16 protein-coding genes are annotated in these 14,391 nt (G+C 63.7%); 6 read left to right on the top strand and 10 right to left on the bottom strand.

What is annotated here, in order from left to right:
* Positions 1-210: 210 nt before the first annotated feature.
* Complete coding sequence (locus DAUD_RS09835; protein ID WP_012303012.1) at positions 211-630, bottom strand: universal stress protein; 420 nt, start codon at positions 628-630, stop codon at positions 211-213.
* 289 nt (positions 631-919) lie between these two features.
* Positions 920-1,489 carry a nitroreductase family protein gene (locus DAUD_RS09830; protein ID WP_012303011.1) on the bottom strand — a complete coding sequence of 190 codons (570 nt, stop codon included), beginning with the start codon at positions 1,487-1,489 and terminating at the stop codon, positions 920-922.
* A 307-nt stretch (positions 1,490-1,796) separates the two neighbouring features.
* Between DAUD_RS09830 and DAUD_RS09825 the strand changes: the two genes are divergently transcribed.
* A complete protein-coding gene (locus DAUD_RS09825; protein WP_012303010.1) occupies positions 1,797-2,246 on the top strand; it encodes a deoxycytidylate deaminase in 450 nt (149 codons plus the stop codon).
* Here DAUD_RS09825 and DAUD_RS09820 read toward each other — a convergent pair.
* The 5 genes from DAUD_RS09820 to DAUD_RS12845 form a co-directional block, all read right to left on the bottom strand.
* Positions 2,229-2,891: a YkgJ family cysteine cluster protein gene (locus DAUD_RS09820; protein WP_041571342.1), complete on the bottom strand. Its 663-nt coding sequence runs from the start codon at positions 2,889-2,891 to the stop codon at positions 2,229-2,231. The two genes, DAUD_RS09825 and DAUD_RS09820, sit on opposite strands and share 18 nt — an antisense overlap.
* A gap of 124 nt (positions 2,892-3,015) precedes the next feature.
* Positions 3,016-3,576, bottom strand: coding sequence for a cytochrome b/b6 domain-containing protein (locus tag DAUD_RS09815; protein WP_012303008.1), 561 nt, complete (start codon positions 3,574-3,576; stop codon positions 3,016-3,018).
* A 53-nt stretch (positions 3,577-3,629) separates the two neighbouring features.
* The gene (locus DAUD_RS09810; RefSeq protein WP_012303007.1) at positions 3,630-5,057 is read right to left on the bottom strand and encodes a nickel-dependent hydrogenase large subunit; all 1,428 of its coding nucleotides are present in this window, start codon (positions 5,055-5,057) and stop codon (positions 3,630-3,632) included.
* Between the two features lie 11 nt (positions 5,058-5,068).
* On the bottom strand, positions 5,069-6,217 hold the full coding sequence (locus DAUD_RS12665) for a hydrogenase small subunit (RefSeq protein ID WP_242647845.1): 1,149 nt from the start codon (positions 6,215-6,217) through the stop codon (positions 5,069-5,071).
* Positions 6,214-6,672 carry a DUF6789 family protein gene (locus DAUD_RS12845; protein WP_012303005.1) on the bottom strand — a complete coding sequence of 153 codons (459 nt, stop codon included), beginning with the start codon at positions 6,670-6,672 and terminating at the stop codon, positions 6,214-6,216. The genes DAUD_RS12665 and DAUD_RS12845 overlap by 4 nt, the downstream gene beginning before the upstream one ends.
* Before the next feature lie 180 nt (positions 6,673-6,852).
* Here DAUD_RS12845 and DAUD_RS09795 point away from each other — a divergent pair, with 180 nt between their 5' ends.
* The 4 genes from DAUD_RS09795 (at position 6,853) to DAUD_RS12575 (ending at position 11,437) form a co-directional block, all read left to right on the top strand.
* Positions 6,853-7,944 carry a GerAB/ArcD/ProY family transporter gene (locus tag DAUD_RS09795; RefSeq protein ID WP_012303004.1) on the top strand — a complete coding sequence of 364 codons (1,092 nt, stop codon included), beginning with the start codon at positions 6,853-6,855 and terminating at the stop codon, positions 7,942-7,944.
* 163 nt (positions 7,945-8,107) lie between these two features.
* Positions 8,108-9,898 (top strand): spore germination protein, encoded by a 1,791-nt coding sequence (locus DAUD_RS09790; RefSeq protein ID WP_012303003.1) that lies wholly within the window; start codon positions 8,108-8,110, stop codon positions 9,896-9,898.
* Positions 9,899-9,955: 57 nt separating this feature from the next.
* Positions 9,956-11,176, top strand: a complete 1,221-nt coding sequence (locus DAUD_RS09785; RefSeq protein ID WP_083756666.1) for a Ger(x)C family spore germination protein — start codon at positions 9,956-9,958, stop codon at positions 11,174-11,176.
* A 96-nt stretch (positions 11,177-11,272) separates the two neighbouring features.
* The gene (locus tag DAUD_RS12575) at positions 11,273-11,437 is read left to right on the top strand and encodes a hypothetical protein (protein ID WP_166485180.1); all 165 of its coding nucleotides are present in this window, start codon (positions 11,273-11,275) and stop codon (positions 11,435-11,437) included.
* A 76-nt stretch (positions 11,438-11,513) separates the two neighbouring features.
* Here DAUD_RS12575 and DAUD_RS09780 read toward each other — a convergent pair whose 3' ends face one another.
* Entirely contained in the window at positions 11,514-11,768 is a 255-nt protein-coding gene (locus DAUD_RS09780; RefSeq protein WP_012303001.1) for a hypothetical protein, read from the bottom strand.
* A gap of 149 nt (positions 11,769-11,917) precedes the next feature.
* The gene (locus DAUD_RS09775; RefSeq protein ID WP_012303000.1) at positions 11,918-12,343 is read right to left on the bottom strand and encodes a universal stress protein; all 426 of its coding nucleotides are present in this window, start codon (positions 12,341-12,343) and stop codon (positions 11,918-11,920) included.
* 399 nt (positions 12,344-12,742) lie between these two features.
* Between DAUD_RS09775 and cdaA the strand changes: the two genes are divergently transcribed.
* The gene (cdaA, locus tag DAUD_RS09770; RefSeq protein WP_320408601.1) at positions 12,743-13,618 is read left to right on the top strand and encodes a diadenylate cyclase CdaA; all 876 of its coding nucleotides are present in this window, start codon (positions 12,743-12,745) and stop codon (positions 13,616-13,618) included.
* A gap of 18 nt (positions 13,619-13,636) precedes the next feature.
* Here cdaA and DAUD_RS09765 read toward each other — a convergent pair whose 3' ends face one another.
* Entirely contained in the window at positions 13,637-14,380 is a 744-nt protein-coding gene (locus tag DAUD_RS09765; protein ID WP_012302998.1) for a fumarate reductase iron-sulfur subunit, read from the bottom strand.
* Positions 14,381-14,391 lie beyond the last annotated feature (11 nt).

Genomic DNA, 14,391 nt, shown 5'->3' with positions numbered 1-14,391 from the left:
GGCAGACTTCACCGGGAGTACCCGATCCTGAGGTCGGGTCAAACTCCAGCTTGAAGATAGCACATTAACTGCTTTGTGTCAATATATTTGCCCGACGCACTTAATTCAGGATCCTGAAGAGCATCTATTTCACATTCCAGGTGCACATTTTCAAACAATATGCACAACATTTCAAATTCCTGCAAATCGCGATCAGCTGATACAGGTGTGCTAACGGATAACGATCACGGGGCAGCGGGCCAGTTGGGTCACCTTGCGGGCGACGCTGCCGAACAGTAGGGCGCCCAGTTGACTCTGGCCGGTGGCCCCGATAATAATGTGGTCAAAACCGTTCTCGCGGGCGTACTCGGCAATCACCTGCCCGGGATCTCCCGGCAGGGAAACCTTCTCCACCGAAATATCCTGGGTGTCAAAAACCCCGGCCGCCTTGTCCAGGATGTCCTGGGACCGCCGGCGGAGGGTGTTTTCGATACTCACGTGCGCGTCATACTCCCGGATGTTCGGAATCTTGTACACGTTCAGCAGGACCACCTGGGCTTCGGGGTGATACTTCAGGAGTTTACTCGCGTACTCGACCGCGGTCTGGGCGTTTTCCGAACTGTCGGTGGCCACGAGCACCTTCTTGAACACGGGCACGACCTCCTCTCAGAATACTCACCCGGAGGAAAAAGATGTTGCCTATTTACCACAAGATATCCCTTATGGCTGGCCTTTGTCAATCAACCGGAAAGCACCCCGCCGCCGCCGCAGTGCCCCCGAGCATTGAGCCCATTGTCACCAGGAATTGCCCGGGTGCCTAATCCTGAAGGATGTGGATTGGGGGGCGGTGTCTCCGGGACGCTATCTCAGCGGCTGCACCAGGCCGACGGGGCTCCTTGCCGTGCCCTGCTCGGGGCGCTGTAGCCGCGCGGATGCGGCCTCATTCCAGGATGATCTGTTCCAGGGACCGCTTCGGCACGTGGTGCACGCCCGCCGCATCGCGCCAATACCGGACATCCCCTTCGGGTCCCAGGTTCTCCAGGACCACCTGCTCCACCGGTTTGCCGAGAGCGAGCACCAGCAGGATTTCGTAGTACCTGGGGATGTTGAGAGCCGCCCGGAGTTCGTCTTTCTTGATCGCGCCGATTATGCACCCGCCCAGGCCTCGTTCGGTGGCCCCGAGCAGGATGTTCTGGGCGGCGATGCCGTGGTCGCACCAGAAGTTCTTGGTCAGGCGGGTGTCACCCAGGATGATCACGTACGCGGCCGGCCGCTCCCCTTCGGCCGGGCCGGGCCAGTCCTTGAGGTAGGCCGCCCAGGCCAGGTGCGGGAAGACGGCGGCGTTTCGCTCTGGGGTGTAGGACAAAAGGTACCGCAGCGGCTGCAGGTTGGCGGCCGAGGCCCCGAGACGTGCCAGGTTGACCAGCTCCAGCAGGGTCTCACGGCCGACCGGAAACCGCTGGTCGAAGCGCCGGTAGCTGCGGGTGCGCCTAATCAGGTCAAGAAGCATGGTTTTACCGGCCTTTCTTCTCTTGGTCTAGTTTGTTTGCCGGGGGCGGGGCTTCTCTAGGCGTTGGTGTACAGCAGGTAGACAGCCACGGCCGCCGCGATCAGCACGGCCGACAATAGGAACCGCCGGACCGGGGATTTCTTCTCACTCACGCACGTCACCTCCCGGGATATTCCTAAATAATAAAACGTTTCTTCCGCCCGGCACCCTTGATTTCCTGCCTGCACCGCACGTTTTGCCCCACCATTTTCTGTGTTATGATACGGTTACCAAAAGAGAGCAACCGATGGAGAGGAGTATCCCACCTGTGCGACCAACCTGGGACGAGATTTTCATGGAGCAGGCGCACCTGATGGCCCGCCGCTCCACCTGCCTGCGCCGGCATGTTGGCGCCGTGCTGGTCCGCGACAACCGGGCCATCGCCAGCGGTTACAACGGCCCGCCTTCCGGGCTGCCGCACTGCGACGAGCGCGGCGGCTGCCTGCGGGAGCAACTGGGGGTGCCGAGCGGGCACCGCCAGGAAATCTGCCGGGCCCTGCACGCCGAGCAGAACGTGATCCTACAGTTGGCCATCACCGGCCTGAACGGGCGCGACGCCACCCTATACGTCACTCACTTCCCCTGCTTTACCTGCGCCAAACTTCTGGTGCAGCTCGGGGTCCGCCGGATTATCTACCAACTCGGGTATCCCGACCAGTTTTCGGCCGACCTTCTGGACGAAGCCGGGATCCAGCTGTTCTTAATGCGCGACAGTTGAACCGGCTGTAAGCGCGCTCCACAGACCCGGCGGGCAGACCGCCTTCAGGGGCACCTCACGGTAGGAAGAACACCCGGCGAACGGGGTGGGAGGCCAGTCCCCCATCCGGGGCCGGGGGGCGTAGCCTTCGTGGATCAGCGGGGGTTTGCCCCGGCGGCGGGCGTCCAGCAGCCACTGCCGCACCAGTTCGTCCTCGCCGCGGTTGGTCAGGACGGCCCGCAGGCGGCGGGCACGGATGGTGGAGGGGCAGCAGATGAAGGTCCGGCACACCAGGGGCCGGGCGTGGTAAGCTCGGCAGGTTCGGTTCTCCGGGTCGAGGAGACAGCAACCGCCACCGCCGCCGGCCAGGATGATGTCCACGACCGGTCCGTCCACCAGCACGTGCGCGTGGGCGGCCAAGAAATCCGCCAGCCCGGCTTCGGGGTCAACGGCGGCTTTAAGGTTCAGGTAGTCGATCCAGGTCAGCGGCAGTCGCTCGGCGCAGCAGCGGTCGCAGCCCGCGCAGGACCTGCGCCCGGGCGCGCGGCCCCGGTCCAAGGGCAGTTCCAGGATCGCCCGGTCGAGCGCTGCGAGGTAGTCCTCCACCGTCGCCGCCGGGTCCCGGACGGCCACGTCGTACCCGGTCTTGCCCCTGATTCTCCGCATAATGACGGCCACTTTGTTCTCCGGCGCGTTTTGGTTCATGTTCAATATTATAACATATAACGTTTAACGTTCGGGGACTGGTGCCGCCGTCCCCAACATCGTGGGGACGGCGGCCCGGGTGTCCTCAGGTGCGCCCGGTGAAGATGGATTTAAGGAAGGCCGTGCTGCTGGTCAGGCCGAAGTACACGTGCCCGGCGATGGAGGCGGTGAGCAGGACGCCGGACAGGTAAATCATCCGGCGGACGCTGTTGAGGCCGCCGAACAGACGGATCCACGGGGCAAAGAACCGGGGGAAGTACAGGAACCAGCCCAGGAGTAGGGTGTAGGGGATCAGCACCAGCCAGAGGGTGTACAGGAACTTTTGGCCCGGGTTGTACTTGGGAAACTTTGGTTTCTTGGGGGTCAGGAAGAACTCGTAGGCCACGAATTTCTTCAGCCGGGGCCCGAGGTCCTTTCGCTCCGGCACGATCTCGGTCTTGTCCCGCCCGTAGAGATAGGCGGTGAAAAGCGCCGTCAGCAGGTAGGCGGCTGTGAAATGGATCTTCTTGGCTGAACGCATGTTGCGGAAGCCCCACCACTGCGACGGGTTAGTCAGGTAAAAGCCGGTTGCCACCTCCAGGGCCAGCGTGGGCACCAGCAGCCAGTGAAACAGCCGCACCGGCAGCGGATGCCTAAGTTTACCCATTCTTCTTTACCTCCTCCCGAAAAAGGGGCCTGGCCCCTTTTTGCCTTTTGGGGCTAGAAAACGAGGATGCGGTCGGGCACCGGTTCGTCGAGGACAATCACGTGGGCCACGCAGGACATGCAGGGATCGAAGGAATGGAGCACGCGCCCGATCTCCACCGGCTCTTTCGCGTCGGCCACCGGGGTGCCTATGAGGGCTTCCTCCACCGGACCCGGACCTCCCTGATCGTCATGGGGCGAATAGTTCCAAGCCGTGGGGGTAACGATCTGGTAATGCTTGATGCGGCCTCCCTCCACCTCGAGCCAATGTCCCAGCCCCCCGCGCATGGCCCCGGTCAGTCCCACCCCGGTGCCGGATTCGGGAACCTGGTAACGATTGAACACCGGTTGGCCCGGGCGGAGCGCGGTCAGCCATTTCCGCATCAGTCCGGCCACCTCGCGGGAGATCAGGGCCCGGGCGATCAGGCGGTCCATCACCGAAACGCCCCGGCGGTAGTCGCCCCGTACCCACAGTTGGGCCAGCGGCCCGCCTTCCAGTGCCCGGCCGCGGTAGCGGGGTGCCTTGCACCAGGAGTAGCCTCCCGGTTTGTCGGGGTTGGGCCGGGTTTCACCCCGGGCCGGGTGGGCGAGTTGCTCGCCCTCGAAGTGGGTGTAGCGCAGGTGTTCGCTGATCTCCCCGGAGTCAACCGCCTCCATGCGGCCGTCGATCACGGCCGCCCCTGGGAAATGGTGGCCGGAAGCCTCCGGGTCCAGCGGAAACAGCCCGAAGTTCAGAAAATCGGCTCCCCGTACGCCAATCTCAAAATAATCGGGATAGTGCTCGGCCAGGGTGTACACGTCCGGCAGCATCCGCTCCTCGACGAATTTTTGGATGGATTTTACAATCGAGAGCAGGTTCAAAACGGTGATGGCGGTCACCGGGACGCTTGAGCCTCCCGGGATGATACCGTGCGGGTGAGGAGCCTTACCGCCTAACAGGGCGCTTATCTCGTACGCCTTCCGGCTCACGTCGATGGCCTGAAAGTAACTGTCGACCAGGCGCTCGTTTTTCGCCCGGGGCAGGCGATAGTCGGTGGTCGGCGGGGGAACCAGGGGCCGGCACTCCGGCCCCCGGACGTAGTCCGGGACGGCAAACAGATAGAAGTGCCGGATATGGTTCTGGAGCATGTCGCCCGCGAAGATGAGGTTTCGCAGCAGGTTGCCGTTGTGCGGGGGCCGTACCCCCGCCAGGTCCTCAACCGCAAAGGAGGCGGCGATGGCATGCGCTGTCGGGCAGATACCGCAGATGCGCTGAGTGATGTAGGCCGCATCCCGCGGGTCCCGGTCCCGAAGAATCAATTCGAAACCCCGGAAGACGGTGGCACCGCAACGGGCGTGGATCACCCGCCCCGCTTCGACCCGCACCTCGACCTGACTGGCTCCCAAGGTACGGGTGGTGGGGTTGATAACGATCTTTTGCCCTTTTTCCGTGTTTTCCGCCATGAACACGCCCCTTATTTCCGCTTCCGGCGTAAGGCTTTCCCCGCTTTTCTGAGACCCTTTCCCCACTCTTTCTGCAGCCGGCCGGTGAGCAGTTTTCCGGTCAGGTGCAGGCCGATCCCCAGGGCGGCGGCCAGCCCGGTGGCCGCCCCGACCCGGTCGGCGGTCACCCGCACCCCCGGCAACCGCACGTCCGGCAGGTGCTCAAAGAAGGGCGCAGTATGTTCCAGAAACTCCGGGCTGGTGCAGCCGATGCAGGGCGTGTTGGCGCCCACCGGCCAGTTCATGTGCTCCCCGCACCATTGGCGGCTGGGGCAGTCGGCATAAGTCACCGGCCCCTTGCAGCCAATCTTGTACAGGCACCAGGGCTCGCCGATTTCGCCGGCGAAAATGCCGCTCTCAAAGTAGTGCCGCCGCTGGCACAGGTTGTGGATCGTCTCGCCGTAGAACACCACCGGCCGGTTCATGGCGTCAAGCTCGGGCACACCGTACCAGATCAGGTGGGCCAGCGTGCCAAGGATCCAATCGGGATGCGCCGGGCAACCGGGGACGTTGATTACCGTCCGGTCCACAACGGCCGACACTGGTTTGCTGCCGGTTGGGTTGGGGTGAGCCCCGAAGGGCAGCCCCCAGGCGGCGCAAGAGCCGACGGCGACCACGTGCTTGGCTGCAGCGGCCAGTTCCACGACTGCGTCCCACGCCGTCCAGGGCTCTCCGTTCCCGCGGAGACCGATATGGGCGTACCGGCCCCCGGCCGCGGTCGGCACCGTGCCCTCCACAACCAGGATGTAATCGCCCGGGCGCTCGACCATGACCTTTTCCAGGACTTCGATGGCCTGATGCCCCTTGGCCCCCATCAGGGTGTTGGTCCAGTAGACATCCAGCAGTTCCCGCATAATCGCCTCGAAATCCGGATGCTGGCCGTTCATCAGGGACAGGATGTTCCCGTGGCAGGTGTTAGTCTCCAGCCAGACCAGGGGGTGTTTCTCCAGGCGTTCGGTATCGGCGGCCGGAGGCTCGGGCGCACGGGTGCTCCTAGCCCGGGGCCGGCTTCCGGCCGCGGTGCCTGTGCCGGAGGGTGGTGGCGGCCCGCCGCCACCCTCGCCGTGGCCGGCATCATCCCGACCGCTCCCGGTCTGCACCGGGTGCCGCTTTACCCTCACACCCGTTCCCGCGACGCTGTCCGGTACTGGGCCGCGACCAGGAAGGCGACCAGCCCGTAGGCCAGGTGACCTAACAATACGCTCACGCTGGTCGGAAGGTCCGGCCGCAGGACCTGCACCGGGATAAAAAGCGGCCCCAGCAGGCCGTACACCAGCACCCAGATGGCGGCGCCGTACACAAGCCCCTTGAACCAGGCGTAGTCGCGGCCGGTGGCGCTCACGATGTACACGGCCAGCACCCCGAGAATGATGGCCAGCAGCAGCGTGACCAGCAGTCCCAGACCCAGCGCCGGCGCCGTTCCCAGCGGGCTCCCCGGGGGAAGCACGCCCCGCGCCGCCTGGTGCAGAATCGACAGGCCCGCGATTTCGGTTATGAACAGGATCAGGTTGATGGCCAGCATCACCACGAGCCCGATGGTGCCGGCGACCGCACCGAGGACGATACTGTCCCGCATCGGCAATCTTCCTTTCGGTAAAGAACATTTTCCTAACTAGTATTGTCTGTATCTCCGGGGCTATTCGAATAGGTTTCGGTCGTGCATTGCCGCCTTTGGCTCGGGGTATGTTAGCCGTATCAGGATGGGGGTTCGGAGGAGAAATGTGGTTTAATAACCGTTACCGGGGCAGAATCTTTGATGTCTAGCGGTTCGCCGCGGGTGGGCTTCGGCGAGGCCGTGGCGCTCCTCGTTGTTTTCCTCAGCATGAAGGTTCTGATCTCGCACCTGGCCCTGATCTTTCCGCTTGGGCTTTCGGCCTCCTGGATGATCCCTCTGATGCACCTGCCGGTGGGCCTGGTGGGCGCCGCGATTCTGGTGTGGCTGTTGAACCAGTTTCCCGGTCGGACCATCGTGGAGATCGGCGAGGAACTGGTGGGCCCGGTGGTCAACGGCTTCTTTACCCTTTTCTACTACGTTTTTTTCGTCATCTTCACCGCCCTGATCCTGCGCCAGTTCGCCGAGTTTATGCTGATCGGTTTCCTCCCGGCGACGCCGATCAGCATCGTGGTGCTGGCCTTTGCCGCCGGCGCAACCGTAATCGTATTCCTGGGGCTGGAGACCCTGGCCCGGACAGCCCGGGTGCTGTTCTACCTCTTGGGGTTCAGTTTCGTGCTCCTGCTCCTTTTGACCTCGAACGTGTGGAACCGGCACGGGATCTTCCCGCTCTGGGGTCCGGGGGCGCTGGATTTGTCCTGGGCCGCTTTTTCCACCCTGGGCGTGGGGGTAGAGATCTTTCTTTTGACCCTGTTGGCGCCGTACCTGCCGCGGGGCCGGATGCTCGCCATCGGCCTGGTTTCGGTGCTGGCGGCGGCCGTGGCCGTGGCGGTGGTGATTTTGGTGTCCCTGCTGGTGTTCACCTACCCGGTGGTCCGCGAACCGGTGCTGCCGATGTATGAACTGGCGCGCGCCGTACAGTGGGGGCGGTTCTTCGTGCGGATGGAGACCCTGTTTCTCCCGCTCTGGATCTTCTCGGCCCTGACCGGGCTCGCGGCGGCCCTGTATATTTGCACCGCCGTGGCCGCCCGGGCCCTGAGGCTGCCCTACCACCGACCGCTCATCCTGCCCACCGTGGTGCTCATCCTGGCCGGAGCCTTCGCTCCGCCCAACTTCCCCACCGCGGTGGAACTGGGCTTTGCCGTCACCGCCCGCTGGTCGTTCATCCCCCTGGGGGCGATCATCAGCGTCCTGGTGGTGGCGGCGTGGCTGCGCAAACGGCGGCAACGGAAGTAAGCGGCCGGGCTTGGCCGGCCGCGAGGCTACGTGCCCCGGCGGCAGGGGGCCGGCATTCTCTTATTCTGGCTGGGCAGCCGGTGCCCGGGCACATACTCACCGCGACACGGGGAATGTTATCTTTACCAAACTGCAACGCCGGAATCGGAGGGACTCAAGCCACGTGTCTTTCCTGAAAACGTTAAACCGGCTGCTCGTTTTCCGCGAGCCCGAAATGCCCCAGTACGAGTTTGAAGCCGGGCGTGAGGACCAGCGCTCGACAGGGAAACGGGGGCCGTCCCAAGCAGGGAAGCAGGTCGGCGGTGCCCCCGGGGATAACACTGCTTTCGAGAAGAAGCAGGCCGAAAGCAGGCGTTTGAACGCCATCCTGAAGGAAAACAGGCCGCTTTCCACCAGCCTGGATGAGAACGAGCGCCTGCTCAAAGAGATTTTCCGCGAACCCGACAACAAGGACATCGTGTTCCGGCCCTTCTCCATCGGCACCCAAAAGCCCCGGCGGGCGCTGCTGGTCTTCTTCGACGGACTGGTCGACACCAACCGGCAAAACCTGTCCATCCTGCAGCCCCTGATGCTCTTCGCAGACTTACGCCCGGACCGGGAACCGGTGTCGGAGAATGGACCCGGGACGGCCGGCAAAGAGGCGCGGGAAGGGCTGGCCAAAAGAATCAGCGAAGCGCTTCTGCCCGGGAACGAAGTCAGTCCGGTGGGCACCGTCCGGGAGGTGGTGGAGGACGTCTTAAGCGCCAACACCGCCCTCCTGGTCGACGGGCTGGACACCGCCCTCCTGATCGAGACCAAGGCCTGGGCCACCCGGGGGGTGGGCACGCCACAGGTGGAGGCCGTGATCCGGGGGCCCCAGGAGGCGTTCACCGAACAGATCCGGATGAACGTGACCCTGGTCCGGAAAACCCTGCGGCGTTCGAGCCTGGTGACCGAGTTCCTCCCGGTGGGCCGGATGAGCCCGCGGCAGTGCGCGGTGATGTACCTGGACGACATCGCCAACCCCGCCCTGGTGGCCGAGGTGAAACGCCGCCTGAAGTCCATCGAGGCCGACTACGTCAACGAAACCGGGATTCTGGAACAGTTCATCGAGGATACGCCCGGCGCCCCGGCGCCGCAGACCCTGGCCACCGAACGTCCCGACCGGGTGGCCGCCGGCCTGGTGGAGGGCCGGGTGGCCATCTTGGTGGACGGCAACCCCTGGGCGCTGATCGTTCCCACCACCTTCTTCTCTCTGATGCAGGCGGCCGAGGACGCCTACGACCGGTGGCCGTTTGGGACCTACACGCGTTTCGTCCGCTACCTCGGCCTGGGGCTGGCCCTCCTGCTGCCCGGGAGCTACGTGGCGCTGGTTACCTACCACCACGAGTTCCTTCCCACCGAGCTTCTGTTGGCCTTCACCGGCGCGCGGGAGCCGGTGCCCTTCCCGTCGCTGGTGGAAGTATTGCTGATGGAGGGGGCGTTCGAACTGATCCGGGAGGCCGGTGTGCGCATCCCGGGCGCGGTGGGCACGACCCTGGGAATCGTCGGCGCCCTGATTCTGGGCCAGGCGGCGGTGGCCGCCAATATCGTCAGCCCCATCCTGATCATCATCGTCGCCCTCACCGCGCTCGGCTCGTTCACCATCCCGAACTTTCCGTTCTCCAACACCGTCCGGATGTATCGTTTCGTCTACATCGCCCTGGGTGCGGTGCTCGGCCTGTTCGGGATCCTGATCGGGCTCTTCGTGCACCTGGCGCTGACGGCGCGCCTGACCTCCTTCGGGGTGCCCTTCTTGGCCCCGTTGACCCCCGTGACCCGCGGCGCGCCCGACTACCTCTGGCGGGGTCCGGTCTGGGAACAGGAACAGCGCCCGGATTACCTCGACCCGCTGCGCCGGCGTCGGCAGCCGCGCATCAGCCGGGGCTGGACGCGTCGCCGGCAAAAGGATGACGGCCGGCCCGGCGGCCGGTGACTTCCGGCCGCTGGCCGGCCGCGGAGGGGGTGTAGAACCTCGCGCTGCGTACTAACAATCGCGGTCCTGATCCTGGCGGTCCTGTGCCTGCCGGGCTGCTGGGACTACCGCGAGCTGGACGAAACGACCTGGGTGACGGCCGTCGGCGTAGACCGGGGCCGGGAAAACACCCTCACGGTCACCCTACAGATCGCCGTGGCGGCCAACATCGCCGGGGGAGGGGACGGGCGCGGGGGTGCCGGCGCGGGCGAGACGGTGCTGGTGACCTCCATGGAGGCGCCGAGTCTCCTGAGCGCGCTGGAGTTCGCCCACGCCTGGATTGACCGCCATGTGGACCTGTCGCACACCAAGGTGATCATTGTCGGCCGCGAACTGGCCGAGACCGATTTCGCCGCCACCGTGGCGCCGCTGGTTCGGTTTCCCCAGTTCCGCCCAACCATTCGGGTGTTGGTGGCCAACGGCCGCGCCGAGGCCGTGCTGCGGGAGGCCGCCCCGGTTTTGGAGGCCAGCCCGGGCAAGTTCTGGGAGCTTCAGGTCGGCGGCTGGGACGTTACCGAGTTCATCCCCCGGGCCGATTTCCACCAGATCTACATCGACATGAGTTCGCCGGGAGCAGCAGGCTTGGTCGGCCTGGTCGCGGTGCGGCGGCGGGAAGAGGGTCCGGCCGACCCGTCCCACAAGGCCAAGGGGAGCCATATGGCCGGCACCATCCCCCGGCGCGGCGGGCCGGGGATCGAGATGATGGGCGCGGCCGTGATCCACGGTGGGCGAATGGTGGGAGTGCTGAACGGGGACGAAACCGGGATCGGGAAGATGGTACGGGGAACGTTCCGGGAAATGATCAAGACCGTGCGCGATCCCCTGCACCCCGGCCGGTTCATCGTGGTCCGGGTTTTCCCGCGCGAGCCGCCGGCGGTGCAGGTCAGGATCGGGGACGACGGAACGCCCCGGGTGTCCGTCCGGGTGCCGCTGGAGGGGGACATCCTGGCTATCCAGAGCGGGGAGCACTACGAACGGCCGGAAAGGACGCGCCAAGTGGAGCAGGCGGTGAAGGAGAGCCTCATGACCGATGCCCGGGCGACTCTGGACAAGGCCCAGAACGAGTTCGGCGCCGACTTCTTCGCTCTGGGCTACCACGCCAAGCGGCTTTTTCCCACCTGGCAGGCCTGGGAGGCTTTCGCCTGGGACGAGAAGTTCCCGGACGCTGAGATCAGCATCGACTTCGACTTCCGGGTGCGCCGCATCGGCCTGCTGCGCGAGACGGTGCCTTGGCGCTAGCAGGCGGTGGTCGTATTGCGGGTGGGCGCGGACGCCCGCCCGGCAGTCCTGAACAGTCCCGGGACGGAAGAGAACAAGTGAGGAGTGAGAGCCTTGGTGATCAGAATCGTGATCATGCTGGTGGTGCTTGGGATCGCGATGCACACCGCGAGCTACGGCCTGTGGGCTTTGCGCCGGGGGAACCGGCGGGGCTGGGGGGCCTTCGCCCTTGCGGGTGCGGCGGTGCTCACGCCCCCCGCGGTTTGGCTTACCGCCGCATAGGGGCCGCCCTGGGAAAAGATAAGGCCCCTTCCCGGGGTCTTATCATCGCTAAGTAAAATTTAGTCCGGGGCCGGTGCTAGTCGTCCAGCGAGAACAACCACCTGATGATCATATTTCCGGCGGCCAGGATCAGGGTTGTGAAAATACCGACCAGAAGGGACAGCATGAACGGCGGCGCCGGGAAGTTCTCCAGTGAATTGAAGTAAAGGAATGAAAACATGACCGAACCGGCCGCAGTAAGACCGAAGAGCATAACGTAAGTCATTTCCCGGAAACCGATGTCCGATTTCGCAAAGGGTTCCACCTTGGAGTCCTCGTGATGATGCGCCAAGTTTTCACCTCTCCCCGCCTCTGCAGATTATTGTTTGTTCTTATTCTACCTTACCAAATAATTGACGGATAAGTCAAGCCATCCGCGGCGGGAAAGGCAGGATAAGTTTGGACGGCCCCGGGATATTCTCCCGGGGCCGGAATTCCCTGCTACTTTACAAGGAGCACGGGGCAGGGGGCGCGGCTGACCACTTTCTGCGCCACGCTGCCTACCACCCAGGCGCTGAAGGCCCCCGCGCCGCGGGTGCCCATAATGATCAGGTTGAAACCTTCCTCCTCGGCGTACCTGGCGATCTCCGCTCCGGCATCACCGCCCCGGTAGACCACCTGGGCTTTCAGGTCGGCGTTCTCAAAGAGGGCGAGCGTCGCCGCCGTAATCCTCTCGGCTTCCCGGTCCAATGCCTCCTGATACGACTCGGCGGAAAGCCAGGCTTCGCTGGTCACGATAGCTGGCGGATGGACATAAATAATCTCTACCTCAACCGGCTGAAAACCCCGGGCAAAGTCCACGGCGAAAGTCGCAGCCTTCATGGCGTTGTCGGAACCGTCCGTCGGTACCAGGATCTTGTTGAACATGGCTACCCCTCCCCAATCAGTTTAGGAATCCTACGCACGTAAGGACTATCGGGAAGCTCAAGCATACGGTTCGTGGTCCCACCGCCCTTCTTTGCTCTAACTGCACCCTACGCGAGGTCGTTTGTCCGTTCTTCTGGGTCGACTGGTGTGGAGTGTGCGATCACCGGTGTTAAGGGTATTGCTGCTACGGCACGAGGGGTTTTGTGCTAAAAGCGCCCGGACAGGGGAAACCTATTCACTCTTGTTGTCATAGTAACAAGAAGGGCCTGTGATGTCAATTGTTTCCTAATCCGTAGAGGTGAAAAATCTTTTATATCTTACATCTTATGAGTACAAACTGACTGTCAGTCTTTATCGCGGCGGACCCGAAACGGGGAGGAAACGGCCTTCTCTTGTCGAATTCTCACAACACGAAGAATCACTTGGGGGGGTGAGTTCATCCCGCCGATCGAACTGCCTCCGCTGGCGGCCTACGTGCTGGACGGCTTGCTGATCCTGCTAATCGCCTATAAGATCTTCACCCTGGTCCGGGGCACCCAGGCCGTCCGGCTGATCAAAGGCCTGGTGGTCCTGGCCGGGCTCACCGTGGTCGCCCAGGTGCTGAAGCTGCCGCTCTTGTCCTGGACCCTGGAGAAAATCTGGACGATGGCCTTCGTGGCCCTGCCGGTAATTTTCTGGCCGGAACTGCGCCTGTTGCTGGACAAACTGGGCCGGGGCCGCCCGTTCAGCCGGTTGGTGGCGGGTAACTTCCCGCTTAAGGCGCTGGTGGGCGAAATCGCGGCCGCCGTGGAAACCATGTCGCGCGATCGTGTGGGCGCGCTGATCGTGATCGAGCGGGAAACGGGGCTGAAAGAATACGTGCAGACGGGCACCCCCCTGGACGCCCTGGTCTCCCGGCTTCTCTTGCTCCAACTGTTTGCCAAAAACACCCCCTTGCACGACGGTGCGGTGATCATCAAGGGCAACCGGGTAGTGGCGGCCGGCTGTTACCTGCCCCTGAGCCTCGATGAAAGATTGGCCCGGGAATTGGGGACCCGCCACCGGGCTGGAATCGGGCTCAGTAAGTTGACCGACGCCCTGGTGGTGATCGTTTCGGAGGAAACCGGAACCGTTTCCCTGGCGGAAAACGGCACGCTGACCCGCTACCTGGACGCGACGACGCTGGCGGAGTTACTCGAAACGCGCCTGGCGGTGGAGCAGCGCTTCCCGTGGCGGGTCTGGGAATGGGAGGCCCAGAAGAAAAGAAAAAAGAACGAAGAACCGACCTCGGTGTAGGTGGTCGGCTCTTCCCCACTATTGCCTTCGGTTCCCGCGCGGGCCAAAGCCGGCTGCGGCCATCTTCCGGCGGACATAAGCCAGCTGGAGCTGCAGGGGCAGGTCTTTGGGGCAGTTATCCTCGCAGCCCATGAGGCCCATGCAACCGAAGATCCCATCCCCCGAACCCAGCACCTCGAAGTACTGTGCTTGGCTCCGCTCATCCCGCGGGTCCAGCATGAAACGAGCCAGACGGTTGATGCCCGCAGCCCCGATAAAGGTTCGCTGGATGTGAACCTTTGCACAGGCCGCAATGCAGCAGCCGCACTCGATGCACCGTTCGGCCTCGTAAATTTTGAGCGCCGTTTCGTTATCCATGCGCTCCTCGGGGACGCCTGACTCGAAGGCCCGGGAGGTGTGCAGCCAGGCCCCGGTTTTCAGGGAAACGTGCCGGAACCACTCCCCGGTATCCACGGACAGATCCCCGACGAGCTGAAAGACGGGCAACGGGAACAACGTGATTCTGTCGGGCAGATGGCTGGTAAAAGTCTTGCAGGCCAATCGGGGCCGCCCGTTGATCACCATGCCGCAGGAACCGCAGAGCGCCATCCGGCAGACAAAGTCGAACATCAGGGAGGGGTCCTGTTCTTCCCGGATTCTGGTCAATGCGGCATAGATGTTCATTCCCGGCGTTTCGCGCAAGTGAAAGGTTTGCGTTCGGGGTTCCGTTCCGGCTGCAAACGGATGGTAGCGGAAGATGTCGAAAGTCAGGCGGCGGCCCATATCTTCCCTCC

Origin of the sequence: Candidatus Desulforudis audaxviator MP104C (genome assembly GCF_000018425.1) — a bacterium.
GTDB lineage: Bacteria > Bacillota > Desulfotomaculia > Desulfotomaculales > Desulforudaceae > Desulforudis > Desulforudis audaxviator.
Note: the sequence above shows the minus strand (reverse complement) of the source record. Positions and strands in the feature narration are given on the sequence as shown.